The sequence below is a fragment of the Winogradskyella arenosi genome (assembly GCF_003337305.1).
GTDB classification, from domain to species: Bacteria; Bacteroidota; Bacteroidia; order Flavobacteriales; family Flavobacteriaceae; genus Winogradskyella; species Winogradskyella arenosi.
The window spans coordinates 229,228-246,127 of the sequence record NZ_QPJO01000003.1; the positions used below are offsets into that span (position 1 = coordinate 229,228).

Genomic DNA, 16,900 nt, shown 5'->3' on the forward strand with positions numbered 1-16,900 from the left:
CCGCAGATAAGCGTTAAAGTTTTAATTATTTAAAGAATTCTGTTAGGCCTTTTAATTGTTCTTCTTCAAAACTAGCCTTATCCAATACAGAACGCAAAGCCATAAGTTTTTTGGCATTCATCTCATTACCTAATACTCTTGCTACTATAAATCCTTTATTATTGGCATTTCCGAAGAGCACAAGTTCATCAATAGCATCTACCTCTCCTAAAAATTTAATTACAAATTTTCCATCCTTAGCATTCCCACCTCTCATTAACTCATCATATTTAGGATCTTTTAAAATGGTTTTTACCTTAGCTAATTCTAATTTATAAGCCTCATCTTCCGTATTATCAATTGAAAAGGTTAAGACATTGAGTTTATCAACCGAATTGTAAGCTTCTTCTTGCGTGTCTGTTAAAGTTATATTTTCAACATTTAAAAAACTTTTAGGCACATCAAAGGTGGCAAAGCCAGGCTCTAATTCATGATCTACAAAATAAGTTTGTAAAGTAGGCTTTTGATTACAGCTGGTAAAAGCCGTAACCAAAAGCAACATAACTATTGATTTTTTGATTGATTGTATCATTTGATTATTTATTTTTTATTACCAACTTTCTTTAATTGCTCCCCACCAGGAATGTCCATTTTACCGGTAATGTTAGAGATTTCTCTTAAATCAATATCTCCAGTCAAAGACAATACAACGGTTTCAAAAACACGTTTCTCTCCATTAATTTCAATTTCAGAACCTTCGGTTAATTTTTTTAAACCTGTCATATACATCAACAGTTCTTTTACATGGTTTTCGTCATTACCTTCTTTTACGTAAAACTTTACGGTTTGGTCACCGTCTTTAAAACGCATTAACTCTTCAAGTTTAGTAGAATTTAAATAAGACTCTACCGTTGCTTTCATATCGGCTGACACTTTATCATTTCCGGTAGTAAAGACTTTAAGACCCGTTATTTTCTTAACCATCTCTAAAGACTTTTGTTCTTCCGGATCATCTAAATCAATATCAATACTGGCTAACATTCTAAACATCTTCTGATTGATTACAAAAGAAGTGACTTCCTCATTGTCTTCAAATTTATCGAATATCCCCTGAGCAAACGTCAATACGGGAGTCAATAAAAAGGCGGTGATGATTACTAATTTTTTACTCATGCTGATTCTATGATTTAAATATTGGTGAAAATTTTTCATGATTTCTAATGTTTTAATGGGACTTGTTTTTTAAAATTTTGTTTGTAATAGTACTAAATGTTCCTAGCTTACTGGCTTGTTGCACACCTTCTTCGATGTTCTCGCCTACCAAAGCTAGATTTGTTAATTGTGATTTTCCTTCATGCATGCCTATAGAAATTAAACTAAAAGCCTCCATGGTTTGGTTATAGACCAATTGTGCTTCTTGTTTTTCTTTTTCTGTAGGTCCCATAAAATTTGGTACCACTAAACCAAGTATAAGAACGGCAACGGCTGCGACAGAAATCCATGGATACAATGAAGTTTTCTTAGATTTTAATGGAACGTCTTTCGTGTACTGTTCTTTTTTAGATTCTGAAAAGTATTGAAACATGGGTTTATAAGCCTCAAATTGTGGTGCAACATCATCGCTATTGAAGTAGGCTTTTAGCTGCGCTTCTTCTTGTAGAGAGGTTTCTGCATTGAGATACTTTTCTATTAATTTCTCTATATTATTTAATACCATATTGATGTGTATTAGTTAATTTTTCTCTAATTGTTTTTCGTGCTCTAGACAAATTCACCCGAACTGCTGTTTCATTCATATCTAACATCTCGGCGATTTCAGAAAAATCATAGGCTTCAATATCTCTTAACTGCACAATAATTTTTTGTTGTTCTGGCAGGGCTTCCATAATTTTAGACACCCAATCTACACTATCCTTGGCTTCAACTTGCTTTTGTAAGGACGTATGGTCATCGGTATAATTACTATGAACAATTTTTAGATTAGACGCTTGCTTCGATTTTAGGCGGTCTAAACAAAAATTCTTTGTCATCGTCATGCTAAAGGCTTCCACATTTTTATACTCCCCAATCTTTTTACTATTGTTCCATAATTTCAACAATATTTCTTGCGTGGCGTCTTCTGCTTCTTCACGAGATACGAGTAATCGTTTCGCTAAACGAAATACTTTATCCTTAAAGGGCATTACTAAGCTTACAAAATCTGCTTGGTTCATGTTGTGGTTAAATTGGTTGGTCTCATCATTTTTACATGATACAAAGTCCTATTTAAGGCCTTCTATCTTTACGACGACCCAGTTCAGCATTTGTTACAAAGTTTTTTTATTTATAATAATGTCAGTAAATTTAGAGTTTTACTTCTAAGCTTGTAAGAGGGCTCCAAAAAAAAAGAAAAATTGAAAATATGAAAAAGCTAAAAGTTTTATTACTCACTTGCCTTATTGGTTTTAGTGCCAGCAGTTGTTTTGATGACATGGACGACAACATCGTTTCTAGCGTAGAAATTAAGGACTTTATATGGAAAAGCATGAATTATGTTTATTTGTATAAGTCTGAAATTCCAGACTTAGCCGATGACCGCTTTACCTCCTCTTCTGAATATGTCGATTATTTAGACAGTTATAGCTCGCCTGAAGACTTATTTGCTTCCTTAAAATACCTACCTACAGAAGTGGATAGATTTAGCGGAATTTACAGCAATTACTATGACCTTCAAAATTTATTATCGGGGACCACACTTAGCAACGGCATGGAATACAATCTGTATTACGTTCCAGGTAGTCAAACCGAAGTCTTCGGGGTTATCACTTTAGTTTTGGCCAATAGTCCAGCAGAAAGTTTAGGATTGCAACGTGGGCAAATTTTTAGAGCGATTAATGGTGAAAACCTAAGTATTAACAACTATACAACGCTATTAAGTGCCACCTCCTATACGCTTAATTTTGCAGATTATGATGATAATGGTACTACCGAAACTACAGATGACGATACCCTAAGTTTATCTAACGTCAATGCCAGTTTAACAAAAGTGAGCTATACTGAAAACCCTGTGCATAAAACTGAAATCTTAACTATTGGTGGTTCTACCGTAGGTTATCTTATGTATAACGGCTTTACCAGTGATTTTGATAACCAGCTGAATGCTGCTTTTGGCGAATTTAATGCGGCGGGAATTAGTGATCTTATCGTCGATTTACGCTATAATGGCGGTGGATCTGTGCAAACAGCCGCTTATTTAGGAAGTATGGTAACCGGGCAGTTTACAGGACAAGTGTACTCTAAACTGTTTTATAATGAAAATTTAGCCAATAATGATACAGACTACCTCTTTACTAATACCATTAATGGCGGCGGAAGTATTAATAGTGTTAACCTTTCTCGTGTTTATGTGCTCACCTCAGAACGAGGAACGGCCTCGGCTAGTGAACTTCTTATAAACAGCTTAAAACCCTATATAGAAGTGGTGGTAATTGGTGAAAACACCGTAGGAAAAACACAAGCTTCTAGAACGGTTTACGATTCGCCAACGCTATTTTCAGATACCGAAGCCAATCCTAGTCATACTTATGCCTTACAACCTTTAATTGCTAACTCTACTAATGTTGATGAAGAACTGGTGCCTTCAACCGGAATGGTTCCTGATATTTTAATTTCTGAATCGGCAACGAACTTAGGGATACTAGGAGATGTTAATGAGCCGCTTTTAGCCGAAGCTTTAGCCCATATTTCTGGTTCTGGAAGATCGGTAAATCAACCTGAAGCTGCAGCTCTAAAAACCGTAAAACTGCCAATTTCTGCTTTAGAACAGGATATGCACATAGATTAAATAACCAATGAAACTAAAAAAAGCCGCTTTTACACCAAGTAAAAGCGGCTTTTTTATATAACACCTCAATTGCGACACAATACATAGCCAACAATCTGAAGTGGCTTCATTTTTTAGTTGAAATATATTTTTGAAGCCCCTACACCAACACTAAACGTATTTGTTTCTGTTCCTGTAGCTATATCGTAAATCAATAATGTACTGTTCTCTGTAAAGCTAGCATCAGTTACAAATAATTGGTCATCATCTACAGATAAACCATAAGCATAACTCGCATCAATATCAAATAAAGATGTGGTTGGTAAGCTAGTTGCATTATCCGTTAACCCATAAACTCCATTGTTTAAAATATAATAAGCAACTCCGTCCTCATAAGACATTAAGCCTGGGTGGTCTCCTAAAGGAAACTCTAAAGTAGAGATTACTGAATTGTCACTTAAATCGATTTTAACTATTGCTGCCGTTGTTTCTCCAATGGCATTCCAAGAGTTACCACCTTGACATAATACAACTAAGTCACCATCTTCATTAATTGCCATTTCATCTGGTACATCTTTAACCGTAATGGTTTCCACTGAATTATCAACTGTATTAATTACAGAAACAATATTATTGGTACTATAGCCTCCACTGTGAGACACATAAAGTTTATCCGATTCCTCTAAAATTTGTTCAGGACCTTCTGCAACAGCAATTGTTGAAACTACTGTATTAGAGTTTAAATCAATAACTGCAATATAATCATCGGTAGCATCAATTGGATCTCCCCAATCAGAAACATAAGCCTTATCATCTTCAAAAGCAATGTATCTTGGTAATGTTAATCCGGTAGAAATGGTTGCTAATTTTTCAAATGTATAACGGTTAACCACTGTAATTGTACCATCTTGTACGACGATATAGGCTTTTTCATCTTCAAAACCTAAAGACTGCAAGTATACGCCTGTCGTTTCATTATTAACATTATAAAAAATTTGATTTTCTGATGTGGTTAGATCTTCAGAAATAAATGAGATCGATGATGGCCCACCTTCTGCACTCACAATAATTCCATCCTCATAAGCTCCTAATGGCTCAGATGGTGATATAGTATCGTCATCGTCGGTACATGAAACGATAAATAATGACATCGTAAAAATTGATAAAATAACTTTTTTCATTGTAATAGTTTTAAAATTTATATTGAACTTGAAAATTAAAATTACGATCTGGCATAGGTCTAAATGCTACGTTCTCGTAAGCGGTATTAAATAGATTGTTCACTTTTAAGCTTAGATCTATTTGTTGTGATTTTTTATTAAAGAGCGCGTAACTTATCCCTAAATTACTTAAAGTATAAGCCTCTACACTGTAGAAAACACCCGATAGATTTTCTGTTGTGGTAAACACTTCACCGGTATACAACTGCTGAAAATATGCTGATAATTTTTGATAATTATAAGCTAAATTAAAATTTGCTTTATGGTAAGGCACATAAATTAACTGACTCTTGGTTTCTAAATCTTCTGAAATCGTATACGCATAATTAGCATGTACAGAAAACTGATGAGCGTTGACATGATGCGTATAATCTAAGCTCAGCTCAGCGCCATAATTTTGCGTCTTAGCCACATTTTCTGGACTCCAAAATCCGGAAGCACTCGGTTGCCACTGAATGAGATCGCTGGTTTTAATATAATAAGCATTCAGACTTAATTTGGCACTTTTATAGCTAATCTCTTGACCAAAATCTACTTGATAGGAACGCTCTGGCACTAAGTCTAAATTACCACCGGGCTGCCAATACAAATCATTAAAAGTGGGCACGCGATAATTTTTAGAGCCATTTAATTTTAGTTTATAGTACTCAGATACAGCGTAAGCCACATCAAAAGAGAATAATAACGGACTTCTAAAACCTGAAGTAAAATCTTGTCTTAGATTTATTCCATACTCCCATTGGTCAGTTGGTTGGTATTGAAGCAGTGCCGTAGTGGAAAACTCTTTGCGGTTAGGATTGCCAAAGCTACTGCCCTGACCTTCATAATAATTATAGGACAGTATAGGCTTAAAATTCAATTCCTCAGAAAGCTTGATATCTGAAGTATAATTTATAAGGTAAGTATTTACTTTTCCGAAGGAATAATTGGAGGTATTTTTATTCCCGTAATATTTAAAATGCTCTTGCAAATGCGCCACTTTCAATTTAGAAAATGTCTTATCGCCTTGATGCGACCATTCTAACATCGTTCTAAAATTCTTATCGTCATATTTCGCTAAAGAGGTTGAACTTATGGTGCCTGAAAATTCACGTTCTCCTATAAAACTTTGATGATAAATTTTTAACACATTTCTTGGCGATAGCACATAACCAATATTTGCATTAAGACTTCCGTTGTTAAATGCCCCATTTTCATTACGCTGATCAGTATTTAGATATTTATAATCATTGTCTGAATCCACATAGTTAACCCCAATATTAAAACTTAATTTATCATTGGCATAGGAAGACAAATAGCTGATGTTTTTTGTGTTGTAACTTCCGTAAGACAGGCTTAAGGTATTATCAAAATGAGACTCAAAACTCAACGTATTGTTTAGATGAATACTTCCGCCAATGGCACCACTTCCATATTGCACAGAGCCACCACCCGATCTAATTTCAACACTCTTAAAATTTGTGATATTCATGGTATTAAAATCGGTCTGACCTGTGAGCTGGGAGTTAATGGCAATTCCATTCCATATCACAGCCGTTTGCGAAGCATTCGTTCCTCTAAAGGAAGGTGAAGACACCATACCATATCCATTTTCTTTAAAATATAGTGTTGAATTAAAGCGTAAAACATCGGTAAACGAGCCTGTGCTTTGCTTCAGTAAAGAGTCATTGAGTACAGCGACTTTAAATCCATGGGCATAGCGTTTAAGCTTTACATCACTCAACACCACTTCATCTAAACGTTGAATAGAATCCGTAGGCTTTTGGGCCCTAACCATAGGAGCCAAACAGAGTAATAAAAATAAGAGTATTATACGCACCATACTGCAATCACTTTTATCCCGAAAGTTTGATTTCTTTTTAATGAAAATAGGCAGGTCTCCTGACTTGTTTTATCGTATTTAACCTTCCCAGCGTATAGCCAGTGGTGTTGAAGAAAATACAATTGCTCTTAAAAAAGCTGCCCTATTAAATACGGCAAAACTTACAGTTGCGGGAACAGTTCTGGACTTGAAATTAAATTTCTCACCAGATTCCCTTTTAATCCAATCGGTTAACAATTAGAACCTAATTCTGCCGCAAAAATAGCCTTTTAATCATCGTTCAATGCTGATTTTTGTCACTTTTTTTCAGCGTTGTATAAACTTAAGTGATGAAAAGAATTAAAAAATAGGCAGCAATTATTCATGAAATGATATATAGTGTTAAATTTGAAACGTCCCTCTAGACTTTAGAGAGCTTAGAACACCACAGATCGTATTCAATCCTTAGTGACCACAGTGCCCTATGAAAATCATAAAATTCTTCTTGCTTTTACTTGTCTTTAGCGCTTGTAAAAATGAATCCGGAAATCAAAGCCTTCCTCCGTTTAAGGCTTCAGAAGTAAACGAAGTCAATTTAAGCTATGCTAAAGGTTTTAAAATTAAAAAATCAGAAGACCTTACACTTTTAGAGATTACTCAACCTTGGCCAAAAGCTGAAAAAACATATACCTATTTATTGCTTAACAAAGCGCAAGCTGCCAAAACCACCTATAACAAAGCCGATTATGATGGAGTTATAATTACCCCTGTCTCAAAGTTAGTCGTGACATCAACCACGCATATTCCGGCCTTAGAACTTTTAAATATGGAAGAGCGCTTAGTCGGTTTTCCTGGTACAGACTATATTTCCTCTGAGCGTACACGACGTTTAATTGACAATAAAAAGGTGAGAGAGCTCGGTAAAAATGAAGGGATTAATACGGAAGTCCTTTTAGAACTGAATCCTGAAGTGGTTATTGGTTTTGGTGTTGATGGGGTGAATAAAACCTTCGAAACTATAAAAAAAGCTCATATTCCGGTGATTTATAATGGCGACTGGGTTGAGTCTTCTGCTTTAGCGAAAGCGGAATGGATTAAATTTTTCGGATTGCTTTTCAATAAAGAAAAAGAAGCCGATTCTATCTTTACCGCTATTGAGCGCGATTATCTAGCGGCAAAAGCACTAGCCACCCAAGCCCAACAGCAACCCACTGTTTTAAGTGGTGCCATGCATAAAGACGTTTGGTATTTACCTAATGGGTCTAGTCCTGAAGCGCAATTTTTAAAGGATGCCAATGTGAATTACCTTTGGAGCGAGACCACAGGAAATGGTAGCTTAGCCCTTAGTTTTGAAGTGGTGTTAGACAAAGCCAAGAATGCCGATTTATGGTTAAGTCCTTCGTATTACAGCGGCTTAGAACAATTGGAAGAGGCCAATGCTTTATATACCAACTTTAAAGCCTTTAAAACAAAAAACATCTATAGCTTTACAAATACTACGGGCGCAACTGGCGGCGTTTTGTATTACGAGATGGGGACTGCAAGGCCCGATTTAGTCTTAAAAGATATCATTAAAATTTGTCACCCTCATTTATTAGAAAACTACACGCCATATTTTTTTAAAAAATTAAATTAAAACCGATTAGAACCTTAGGAGTTTTAGAACTCGTACGCGCAACGCCTTAATGAAAATCAATTACACATATCAATTTTTAAGTTTAACCGCTCTACTCTTGTTATGCTTTGTCTTTAACTTGAGTTTAGGCTCTATCAGCATTCCTTTTACAGAAGTGTTTAAGAGCCTTTTTGCTTCCACCGAAAATAAAACTTGGGAAGTCATTATTATGGAATTTAGACTTCCAAAGGCACTTACGGCAATTATGGTGGGGTCTGGCTTAGGCGTTACAGGGCTTTTAATGCAAACACTGTTTAGAAATCCACTTGCAGGTCCGTTTGTATTGGGTATAAGTTCTGGTGCCAGTTTAGGTGTCGCTTTAGTAATCTTAGGATCTGGACTTTTCGGAGGCTTATTTGCCACCGCGTTAATCACCAAATGGAGCATTGTTATCGCGGCTAGTTTGGGGAGTTTTTTGGTGTTACTCGCCGTACTCGCCGTTTCTAATAAAGTAAGAGATACGATGGCAATTTTAATTATTGGGTTAATGTTTGGTAGCATCACTGCCGCGGTTGTTAGCGTGTTGTCTTATTTTAGTTCAGCTGAACAACTACAGCAATATATATTTTGGGGTTTTGGGAGTTTAAGTAACTTATCGTGGTCCGAGATTTTAATTTTCTTCTTAATTTATGCCTTAGGTTTAGTACTCAGCATGTTTTCTATCAAAGGATTAAACGGCTTATTATTAGGCGATAATTATGCAAAAAGTTTAGGCTTAAATTTAAAGCAAAGCCGATTGATCATCATTTTAGCAACAAGTTTAATTGCGGGAACCATCACCGCGTTCTCAGGTCCTATTGCCTTTATTGGATTAGCGATACCGCATTTAACACGTCAGATTTTTAAAACCACCGATCATAAAATATTATTACCAGCAGTATTTTTATTTGGCGCCATCGTTATGCTAATTTGCGATAGTATTGCCCAAGTTCCTGGCAGTGATTATACCTTACCGATTAATGCTATTACCGCTTTGGTAGGCGCACCGGTTGTAATTTGGTTATTAGTGAAACAACGTAAAATGATGTTTTAATATGGCAAAAGAAACATCACATAGCATCCTTAAAGTCGAGGAACTTTCCATAGGTTATAAATCGAAGAAGGGCGACACGCTTATTGCTTCTGATATTAATTTTGAATTACAAAAAGGGCAACTCATTGGATTGGTAGGTGCCAATGGTATCGGGAAATCCACTTTATTACGCACTCTAATTAAAGTGCAACCCGAATTGTCTGGTCGATTATTTCTAAACCAGAAAGACCTTAAATCGACTTCAATATTAGAACTCGCTAAACAATTGAGTATTGTTTTAACCGAGCCCTTAAGTTCTAAAAATTTGTCTGTGTTTGAACTGGTCTCCTTAGGACGCCATCCCTATACCAATTGGATAGGACGCCTTACAGAAGCTGATTCAGCCATAATAAATAAGGCTTTAACCCTTGTTAATATTACAGCACTGAAAGACAAAAAATGTTACGAACTTAGTGATGGGCAACTCCAAAAAGTGATGATTGCAAGAGCTTTGGCCCAAGATACCGATTTGATTGTTTTAGATGAACCGACCTCGCATCTCGATATGTATCATAAGGCCTACATCTTAAAATTGCTTCAAAAATTAACCAAGGAAACCGGAAAAACCATCTTGTTTTCTTCACACGAAATTGATTTGGCCATTCAACTGTGCGACACTATGATTGTAATGACCAAAGATCAAGTGGTTTGCAATCAACCTTGTCAATTAATTTCTGAAGGTATTTTTAATGCCCTTTTCCCGAAAGATTTAATTGTTTTTGATGAAAAAACGGGAAGCTTTAGAGTCACCAAATAAGCCTTACCCTTTTAGATAATTTGGCTTTTTATTCTTCGGATTTTGATGAGCATTTATGAGAAACCAAAGTCGAAAAAGGTTGTTCATCTATTAATGATTCTTTAGGTAGAAACTGCTCGCTAAATTTCATTTGATGCGAATTAAACCATTTTACTTTAAAAAACTCGTTGGAAATTATTTTTTTCTTATTCCCATTCGAAAAGTATAAATCCTCAGCATGCTCTTTTTTATATCCACAAAGGATAAATTCAGGAGTTGAATAGTTAACTACATTTTGAATAGATGTTGTAGTCTTTTTTGAATCTTTACCTTTTAAATTTACTATTTCATTTTTAACAGAACTTCTCTTTTTTAAAATTTCAAGTTTTTTCGTTTTGAAGTAAACTATATCTCCGTATTTATAACTAGCATCCTTATACTCGTTTACTTCATCTAAAAGACTTACATATGCTGTATCTTCCTCATCTTTTTTCTCGCCTTCCATTCTAGAAATATAAAAGTTCCTAAAACCACTAAGCATTGACTCATAAATCATTACATCCTTAAACTCATTCTTATTATCATCAAAAAAAAGGCAACCATATTTAATTCTTTCTCCTATAATTTGGCCATTTGAAGTATCTACAATTTTCTTTTTTTTATCTTCAAAAAAAACTTCTTTCACCACCATAAATGGAGGGACCAATTTTCCATCCCCTTTTATATACCGATCATAAAGTAAAGGATGTGTTTTAAATGTTACAATATCACCAATATTAAATTTATTTTCTAAACTCATTCTTACATTTTTTTTAAATAAATAATAGTATATTTACCTGAAAGTAAGAAAGTTCTTTAGTTAAAAGGAATAAAACATTTGTTGAACTACTGTATTGTTTTCAACAATCACTTAACCCGACCTTTTTGTAGATATGAAAGGGATAATAAATACGGCGGTTAAGTACTCAGTAAGTTATGACATTTAGATTTAACTTGCAAGAACTTTGTCCTGCCACTTTCGAAAGTGTTGAACAAATTCTTGCCAAACCATAGATAAACCTTAAGTAATTGGGTATATCAGAGGCATCTAAAGCTGTTAAGACTATCAAGTAAGTAATTGCTATCATATAGTATAAGTATTTATTTTGAACGTAAAATTGCAACGTGAGTCGAGAACTCGGCTAATGGTTCAATCCTTTAATAAGGTGTAAGTTTTATTCTGCTATAAACACGTGCGAGAACTTTTCTTACTTTTATTATTTATGAGAACACAAAAAGATTGGTTTAAAGACAGAGGTTATCCACATTTTACTAATAAGACTCCTATGTCTGTTAGAAAAAAAGTTGAGCGTTATGTTACAGATCAGCAAAAAGTATCTCACCATTCTTTTTCTCCTTTAATTCTTAAAGAAATCAAACAAAGACGCTATAAATCATCCGATTTTAATGGAACAGAAAGACGCTCGCATAAAAAATTAAAAAATGGAAAAATAGCTTCTAATACAAAAATTAGAGAGATTCTATATGCAACACATATAGATGCACATATCTATTCATATTATACGCAACAAATAATTGCACCAAAATACGAAGCATACTTACAGCAAAACAATTTATTATCAAATTCAATTACTGCATATAGACAAATTGAAACAGATGATAAACTAAAATTTAAAAACAATGTTCATTTTGCAAAAGATGTATTTAATGAAATAAAAAAAAGAGAAAATTGTGTTGCTTTAGTTTTAGATATAGAAAATTTCTTCCCTAGTCTTAATCACAAAAAATTAAAATTAGCCTGGGCAAAAATTTTAGGAAATAAAACTTTACCTAAAGATCATTTTAATCTTTTCAAAGCAATCACTCGTTTTTCATATGTAAAACTAAAAGACTTAAAAACTAAGAATGGTCAATTTGATGAAAAAGAATTATCAAAACTTAAACAAGATGGTAAGCACACTTTTTTTGAAAGTATTATAGACCTAATATATTCTGATATAATAATTCATAAGAATCAAAAAAAAGACAGTGACAGAAACTTAATGGGTATACCTCAGGGTTTACCTATTAGTGCATTATTAGCAAACATTTATATGCTTGCTTTTGATGAGACGGTGATAAATGAACTATGCATAAAACAAGACGTATTTTACCGAAGATACTCTGATGATATTGTTATGATCTGTAAAGAGGATCAAATAAATTTGATTGAGGAGTTTGTTAAAAGTGAAATGAATAAATACAGATTAACTGTATCACTAGAGAAAACAGAAAAAACACTTTTCAAACTAAATAAAGGTCAATTACAATCTTATAAAATAAAAAAGAATGGCGGTTTAAAATTAAACATACCTTTAAATTACTTAGGATTTGAATTCTATGGCTATCAAACCTTAATCAAGTCTAAAAATTTAGCTAAGTTTTACAGAGAAATGAAAGAAACGGTAAAACGTAGGCATAAGCGCTCAGAAATAATTAAAGAAAAATATCTATTAGATGAAGCGCCTCTATTTAAACGAAAAATCTACAGACTTTATAGTTTTAAAGGAGAGAAGTCTAGAATGACTCCCACTAAAAGAACTGCATTTATTAATGGTAAAGCAAAAACTGAATCTTTTGACCGAAAATTCAGAGGTAATTATTTAAGATATGCATATAGAGCTTCTGATGACTTGGAGGCACCTGAAATCAAAAGACAATTTCGTAATCATTGGAAAATTTTACAGAAAACATTGAAAAAATATGATTTCTCCAATGTTAGAAAAGATTCATAGTCTAAAATCAATCGCTATAATTTGTTACTTTTACGATAATACATAATTCAACCATGAACGACACCATCATTCTTTTTATAGCAAGCCTTGTTTCAGCAGGACTTGGCGGTTTTATAGGTTTAAAATTTGCACAACTAAAAAGTAAAAGTGATAAAAGCACGCTAGAAGAACGCAATACAAACCTTCAGCAACAATTAAACGAGCTTAAAAAATCGTCTGAATTAGACCTTGAGAAACAAGTTCAATACTTTAATCAGCAAATCACACAAGTTAAAGAAAGCCTTTCTAAAGCGGAATCTGAACGTGAAGAAATCCGAAGAGAAAAAGACTTTTTAAATGCTGAACTTTCAAGACGAAATACCGAATTTGAAAACCTACAGCAACGCCACAAACAACGTGATGAAGAATTTATAGCTCAGCAAGAACAACTGCGTAAAGATTTTGAACTTATGGCTTCTAAAATTCTAGAAGAAAAGTCTGAGAAATTCACCATTCAGAATCGCGATAACATTAAGAACATCTTAAATCCGCTTGAAGAGAAAATTAAAACCTTTGAGAAAAAAGTAGAGGATACACAAAAGGAAAGCATCAGTATGCATTCCGCATTAAAAGAGCAACTTTTAGGCTTGAAAGATCTTAACCAACAAATGACCAAAGAGGCCACTAACCTTACACGCGCTTTAAAAGGCGATAGTAAAACACAAGGTAACTGGGGGGAATTGGTCTTAGAACGCGTTTTAGAAAAATCTGGTTTAGAGAAAGACCGTGAGTATTTTATTCAGCAAAACTTTCAACGCGAAGATGGTTCGCGGGTTTTACCTGATGTGGTGTTATACCTCCCGGATTCTAAAAAAATGATCATTGACTCTAAAGTATCTTTAACGGCCTACGAGCAATTTGTTAATGCAGAAGATGAGGAACGTGCACTGTTATTAAAAGCCCATGTTAACTCTATAAAAAAACACGTCGACCAACTTTCAGCTAAAAATTACCAAGATCTTTACGATATACAATCGCCCGATTTTGTATTGATGTTTATTCCTATAGAGCCTGCTTTTGCCGTGGCTATAAATGAAGACAACAACCTATATAATAAAGCTTTTGAGCAAAATATTGTTATTGTAACGCCATCTACACTTTTGGCCACCCTACGAACTATTGATTCTATGTGGAATAATGAAAAACAACAGCAAAATGCTTTAGAAATCGCCAAACAAGCTGGTGCCTTATACGATAAGTTTGAAGGCTTAGTGACGGACTTAACCGGAGTTGGAAAAAAAATTGATGCCGCTAAAAGTGACTATTCTGCAGCTATGAATAAACTTGTTGAAGGTAAAGGCAATTTAATTTCTCGCGTAGAAAAGATTAAAAAAATGGGTGCTAAAGCTAAGAAATCCCTTCCTGAGAGTATTATAAAACGTGCGGAAGACGAGCAGTTTTAATCCTTTTTTTAAGTCTTCTTCTCCGGCTAATTTATTATATGCCATTTTAAAAGCATAATTAATTTTATTCCTTTAAAATGGCATATTTTTGTTTATTCCATAAATAAGGCATATATTTGAAATACTAATTTTTAGGTCTTATGACAAGCATTATTACAGGAGATATTATAAAATCGCGACAAGCAACAAATGAAGATCTATGGCTTCAGCCCTTAAAGGCCGCCTTGTCAAAACTCGCTACAGATCCCAATTTGTACGCTATTTACCGTGGCGACAGCTTTCAAATAGAATGCAGTACTATCAGTGATAGTTTTAGGTATGCCGTTTATATTAAGGCTTGTTTAAAAACGATTAAAAATTTAGATGTACGCATGGCTATTGGTATAGGTCACAAAGCTTATCAGGGCAATTCGGTGAGTGAATCTAACGGAGAGGCCTTTATTTATTCTGGAGAGACTTTTGAAACCTTAAAAAAAGAAAAACAGAATCTTAAAATAAAAACAAAAAACGAGGACTTAAATAAGGAAATTAATCTTTATTTTAGGCTAGCGCTTATTGCTATGGATCATTGGACGGTAAATTCTGCTGAAATTGTAAAATTAAGTTTAGAACAGCCAAATATGATTCAGGTAGAATTAGCTAAAATCATTGGCATTAGCCAAGATGCTATAAGCAAACGTCAAAAGCGAGCATATTTAGACGAGATTATAGCCTTAGACCAACTATATAGACAAAAAATTAGTCCGCTATGCTCTTAGTGATTTTAAAATTAACTTTAGCCCACCTTATTGGTGATTTCTTTTTACAGCCCAAAACATGGGTGAAGTCTAAAGAAAAGAAAAAACTAAAATCAATATGGTTGTACGTTCATGTGGCTATACATGCGGCCTTAATGTTTCTTCTCGTCTGGAATGTAACATACAGCCTACTCATTATAAGTATTGCCGCAGCACACCTTCTAATTGATGGTGCTAAACTGCTTTTACAAACCAAAAAAACAAAGCGCTTATACTTTTTTATAGATCAACTCTTACACGGTATTACTATTATAGGCCTCCCCTTCTGTTTTGGTTATGGCGCGCTGCCATATATTATGCCTATCCCTACAGACTTCTTTTTGTTAGTCCTCTGTGGAACCTTTTTAACCCTGCCGACCTCCATTATAATGAAAACTATATTTTCTAAATGGAACCTCGCTAAAATCACCAAAGGCAAGGCTTCTTTAAAAGATGCGGGTACTTATATAGGCGTTTTAGAACGCTTGCTTGTTTTTACCTTTATTGCTACCGACCATTGGGAAGCTGTAGGCTTTTTAATCACTGCGAAATCGGTCTTTAGATTTGGAGATTTGACCGCTTCTGGAGAACGCAAGCTTACCGAATACATTTTAATTGGAACCCTTATAAGTTTTGGTCTTGCCATACTTGTAAGCCTTATATACTTAAATTTAAAAGCTCATGTTTAAATCTACAAAAGAATCAAAAATTGAAATATCCGAACTTATGCTACCCTCCAACACTAATTTTGGTGGTAAAATTCACGGAGGCTATATCTTAAGTTTAATGGATCAGATTGCATTTGCCTGCGCCTCTAAACACTCAAGAAGTTATTGCGTAACAGCATCTGTAGATAAAGTCAATTTTTTAAGACCTATTGAAGTGGGCGAATTAGTCACCATGAAGGCTTCTATTAATTACGTTGGAAAATCTTCTATGGTAGTAGGAATCCGTGTTGAAGCTGAAAACATTAGAACAGGCCATACTAAACACTGTAACTCGTCTTATTTTACCATGGTGGCCATTAACGAAGAAGGAAAAACGGAATCGGTTCCTGGGCTCATCATCAGCACAAAAATTGAAGCTAAACGTTTCTTAAGAGCTATAAAAAGACGCCAGGATGATGTTAAAAAAGATGAATATCTCAATGAAATTTATAAAAACGTAGATCAGTATCTCGATATTCTGAAAGACTATAAAGTTCAAGTTGATATCTAATTAAAAAGAAAAAAGCCATTTCAAATGAAATGGCTTTTTTTATATCCGTTACTAAACGTTTATTGCTTTATAAATCTTTTCGTCTGTGTGGTCTTATCATTAGAGACTCTAACTAAATAGACTCCATTTTTCCAATTAGAGACATTTACTGTAGCCTTTAATTTGGTAATAACACCACTATAAACACGTTTTCCTAACACATTGAAAACTTCTAACTTTAAATCGCCTTCCGTATGTGAAAGCGAAATATTAAGACTTGTTTTCGCTGGATTTGGTGATATTGTAAACTCCTCAATAGGATTTGACACTACCTGTGCAAACGAAAATGCTGATATGAAAAATAATAAAATAAGTAATTTTTGTTTCATAGAAGTAGGACATTTGTAAGCTAAGTTAATAATTATA

General features: G+C 34.2%; 17 protein-coding genes and 1 riboswitch. Of the genes, 9 read left to right on the plus strand and 8 right to left on the minus strand.

Features of this window, described 5'->3' with window-relative positions; genetic code table 11:
- Positions 1 to 25: 25 nt before the first annotated feature.
- Genes DFQ08_RS10115 through DFQ08_RS10130 form a run of 4 tightly spaced genes read right to left on the minus strand, consistent with a single transcriptional unit; the run spans position 26 to position 2,192 of the window.
- Positions 26 to 571 carry a DUF4252 domain-containing protein gene (locus DFQ08_RS10115; RefSeq protein WP_114309905.1) on the minus strand — a complete coding sequence of 182 codons (546 nt, stop codon included), beginning with the start codon at positions 569 to 571 and terminating at the stop codon, positions 26 to 28.
- An 8-nt stretch (positions 572 to 579) separates the two neighbouring features.
- Positions 580 to 1,191 (minus strand): DUF4252 domain-containing protein, encoded by a 612-nt coding sequence (locus DFQ08_RS10120; RefSeq protein WP_245935415.1) that lies wholly within the window; start codon positions 1,189 to 1,191, stop codon positions 580 to 582.
- A 13-nt stretch (positions 1,192 to 1,204) separates the two neighbouring features.
- Complete coding sequence (locus tag DFQ08_RS10125; protein WP_114309906.1) at positions 1,205 to 1,696, minus strand: hypothetical protein; 492 nt, start codon at positions 1,694 to 1,696, stop codon at positions 1,205 to 1,207.
- On the minus strand, positions 1,683 to 2,192 hold the full coding sequence (locus DFQ08_RS10130; protein WP_114309907.1) for an RNA polymerase sigma factor: 510 nt from the start codon (positions 2,190 to 2,192) through the stop codon (positions 1,683 to 1,685). The genes DFQ08_RS10125 and DFQ08_RS10130 overlap by 14 nt, the downstream gene beginning before the upstream one ends.
- Positions 2,193 to 2,380: 188 nt before the next feature.
- Here DFQ08_RS10130 and DFQ08_RS10135 point away from each other — a divergent pair, with 188 nt between their 5' ends.
- Entirely contained in the window at positions 2,381 to 3,802 is a 1,422-nt protein-coding gene (locus DFQ08_RS10135) for a S41 family peptidase (protein ID WP_245935416.1), read from the plus strand.
- 113 nt (positions 3,803 to 3,915) lie between these two features.
- Here the strand turns inward: DFQ08_RS10135 and DFQ08_RS10140 are convergent, their stop codons facing one another.
- Together DFQ08_RS10140 and DFQ08_RS10145 are read right to left on the minus strand one after the other, a co-directional pair.
- Positions 3,916 to 4,962, minus strand: a complete 1,047-nt coding sequence (locus DFQ08_RS10140) for a YncE family protein (protein WP_114309909.1) — start codon at positions 4,960 to 4,962, stop codon at positions 3,916 to 3,918.
- 10 nt (positions 4,963 to 4,972) lie between these two features.
- Positions 4,973 to 6,823, minus strand: coding sequence for a TonB-dependent receptor plug domain-containing protein (locus DFQ08_RS10145; protein WP_114309910.1), 1,851 nt, complete (start codon positions 6,821 to 6,823; stop codon positions 4,973 to 4,975).
- A gap of 32 nt (positions 6,824 to 6,855) precedes the next feature.
- A riboswitch (cobalamin riboswitch) is annotated at positions 6,856 to 7,086 on the minus strand.
- Between the two features lie 200 nt (positions 7,087 to 7,286).
- Here DFQ08_RS10145 and DFQ08_RS10150 point away from each other — a divergent pair.
- The 3 genes from DFQ08_RS10150 to DFQ08_RS10160 are packed head-to-tail and all read left to right on the plus strand — an operon-like array spanning position 7,287 to position 10,306.
- Positions 7,287 to 8,438: an ABC transporter substrate-binding protein gene (locus DFQ08_RS10150; protein WP_114309911.1), complete on the plus strand. Its 1,152-nt coding sequence runs from the start codon at positions 7,287 to 7,289 to the stop codon at positions 8,436 to 8,438.
- Positions 8,439 to 8,487: 49 nt separating this feature from the next.
- Positions 8,488 to 9,510: a FecCD family ABC transporter permease gene (locus tag DFQ08_RS10155; RefSeq protein WP_114309912.1), complete on the plus strand. Its 1,023-nt coding sequence runs from the start codon at positions 8,488 to 8,490 to the stop codon at positions 9,508 to 9,510.
- Between the two features lies 1 nt (position 9,511).
- Positions 9,512 to 10,306, plus strand: a complete 795-nt coding sequence (locus DFQ08_RS10160) for an ABC transporter ATP-binding protein (RefSeq protein WP_114309913.1) — start codon at positions 9,512 to 9,514, stop codon at positions 10,304 to 10,306.
- Positions 10,307 to 10,334: 28 nt separating this feature from the next.
- Here DFQ08_RS10160 and DFQ08_RS10165 read toward each other — a convergent pair whose 3' ends face one another.
- Complete coding sequence (locus DFQ08_RS10165; protein WP_114309914.1) at positions 10,335 to 11,084, minus strand: hypothetical protein; 750 nt, start codon at positions 11,082 to 11,084, stop codon at positions 10,335 to 10,337.
- 463 nt (positions 11,085 to 11,547) lie between these two features.
- Between DFQ08_RS10165 and DFQ08_RS10170 the strand changes: the two genes are divergently transcribed.
- The 5 genes from DFQ08_RS10170 to DFQ08_RS10190 all read left to right on the plus strand — a co-directional run bounded on the left by DFQ08_RS10170 (position 11,548) and on the right by DFQ08_RS10190 (position 16,495).
- Positions 11,548 to 13,059, plus strand: coding sequence for a reverse transcriptase domain-containing protein (locus DFQ08_RS10170; protein ID WP_114309915.1), 1,512 nt, complete (start codon positions 11,548 to 11,550; stop codon positions 13,057 to 13,059).
- Positions 13,060 to 13,112: 53 nt separating this feature from the next.
- A complete protein-coding gene (gene rmuC, locus DFQ08_RS10175) occupies positions 13,113 to 14,501 on the plus strand; it encodes a DNA recombination protein RmuC (RefSeq protein WP_114309916.1) in 1,389 nt (462 codons plus the stop codon).
- Positions 14,502 to 14,641: 140 nt separating this feature from the next.
- Entirely contained in the window at positions 14,642 to 15,259 is a 618-nt protein-coding gene (locus DFQ08_RS10180; protein WP_114309917.1) for a SatD family protein, read from the plus strand.
- A complete protein-coding gene (locus DFQ08_RS10185; protein WP_114309918.1) occupies positions 15,250 to 15,966 on the plus strand; it encodes a DUF3307 domain-containing protein in 717 nt (238 codons plus the stop codon). The genes DFQ08_RS10180 and DFQ08_RS10185 overlap by 10 nt, the downstream gene beginning before the upstream one ends.
- The gene (locus DFQ08_RS10190; RefSeq protein WP_114309919.1) at positions 15,959 to 16,495 is read left to right on the plus strand and encodes an acyl-CoA thioesterase; all 537 of its coding nucleotides are present in this window, start codon (positions 15,959 to 15,961) and stop codon (positions 16,493 to 16,495) included. The genes DFQ08_RS10185 and DFQ08_RS10190 overlap by 8 nt, the downstream gene beginning before the upstream one ends.
- Positions 16,496 to 16,554: 59 nt before the next feature.
- On the opposite strand, the gene DFQ08_RS10195 is transcribed toward DFQ08_RS10190, so the two are convergent.
- Entirely contained in the window at positions 16,555 to 16,863 is a 309-nt protein-coding gene (locus DFQ08_RS10195) for a T9SS type A sorting domain-containing protein (protein WP_114309920.1), read from the minus strand.
- Positions 16,864 to 16,900 lie beyond the last annotated feature (37 nt).

Coding starts and splice junctions, on each gene's coding strand:
- DFQ08_RS10195 (WP_114309920.1), bottom strand. CDS start 16,863: ATGAAACAAAAATTACTTATTTTATTATTTTTCATATCAGCATTTTCG.
- DFQ08_RS10170 (WP_114309915.1), top strand. CDS start 11,548: ATGAGAACACAAAAAGATTGGTTTAAAGACAGAGGTTATCCACATTTT.
- DFQ08_RS10150 (WP_114309911.1), top strand. CDS start 7,287: ATGAAAATCATAAAATTCTTCTTGCTTTTACTTGTCTTTAGCGCTTGT.
- DFQ08_RS10185 (WP_114309918.1), top strand. CDS start 15,250: ATGCTCTTAGTGATTTTAAAATTAACTTTAGCCCACCTTATTGGTGAT.
- DFQ08_RS10130 (WP_114309907.1), bottom strand. CDS start 2,192: ATGAACCAAGCAGATTTTGTAAGCTTAGTAATGCCCTTTAAGGATAAA.
- DFQ08_RS10145 (WP_114309910.1), bottom strand. CDS start 6,823: ATGGTGCGTATAATACTCTTATTTTTATTACTCTGTTTGGCTCCTATG.
- DFQ08_RS10125 (WP_114309906.1), bottom strand. CDS start 1,696: ATGGTATTAAATAATATAGAGAAATTAATAGAAAAGTATCTCAATGCA.
- DFQ08_RS10115 (WP_114309905.1), bottom strand. CDS start 571: ATGATACAATCAATCAAAAAATCAATAGTTATGTTGCTTTTGGTTACG.
- DFQ08_RS10135 (WP_245935416.1), top strand. CDS start 2,381: ATGAAAAAGCTAAAAGTTTTATTACTCACTTGCCTTATTGGTTTTAGT.
- DFQ08_RS10190 (WP_114309919.1), top strand. CDS start 15,959: ATGTTTAAATCTACAAAAGAATCAAAAATTGAAATATCCGAACTTATG.
- DFQ08_RS10155 (WP_114309912.1), top strand. CDS start 8,488: ATGAAAATCAATTACACATATCAATTTTTAAGTTTAACCGCTCTACTC.
- DFQ08_RS10120 (WP_245935415.1), bottom strand. CDS start 1,191: ATGAAAAATTTTCACCAATATTTAAATCATAGAATCAGCATGAGTAAA.
- DFQ08_RS10140 (WP_114309909.1), bottom strand. CDS start 4,962: ATGAAAAAAGTTATTTTATCAATTTTTACGATGTCATTATTTATCGTT.
- DFQ08_RS10165 (WP_114309914.1), bottom strand. CDS start 11,084: ATGAGTTTAGAAAATAAATTTAATATTGGTGATATTGTAACATTTAAA.
- DFQ08_RS10180 (WP_114309917.1), top strand. CDS start 14,642: ATGACAAGCATTATTACAGGAGATATTATAAAATCGCGACAAGCAACA.
- rmuC (WP_114309916.1), top strand. CDS start 13,113: ATGAACGACACCATCATTCTTTTTATAGCAAGCCTTGTTTCAGCAGGA.
- DFQ08_RS10160 (WP_114309913.1), top strand. CDS start 9,512: ATGGCAAAAGAAACATCACATAGCATCCTTAAAGTCGAGGAACTTTCC.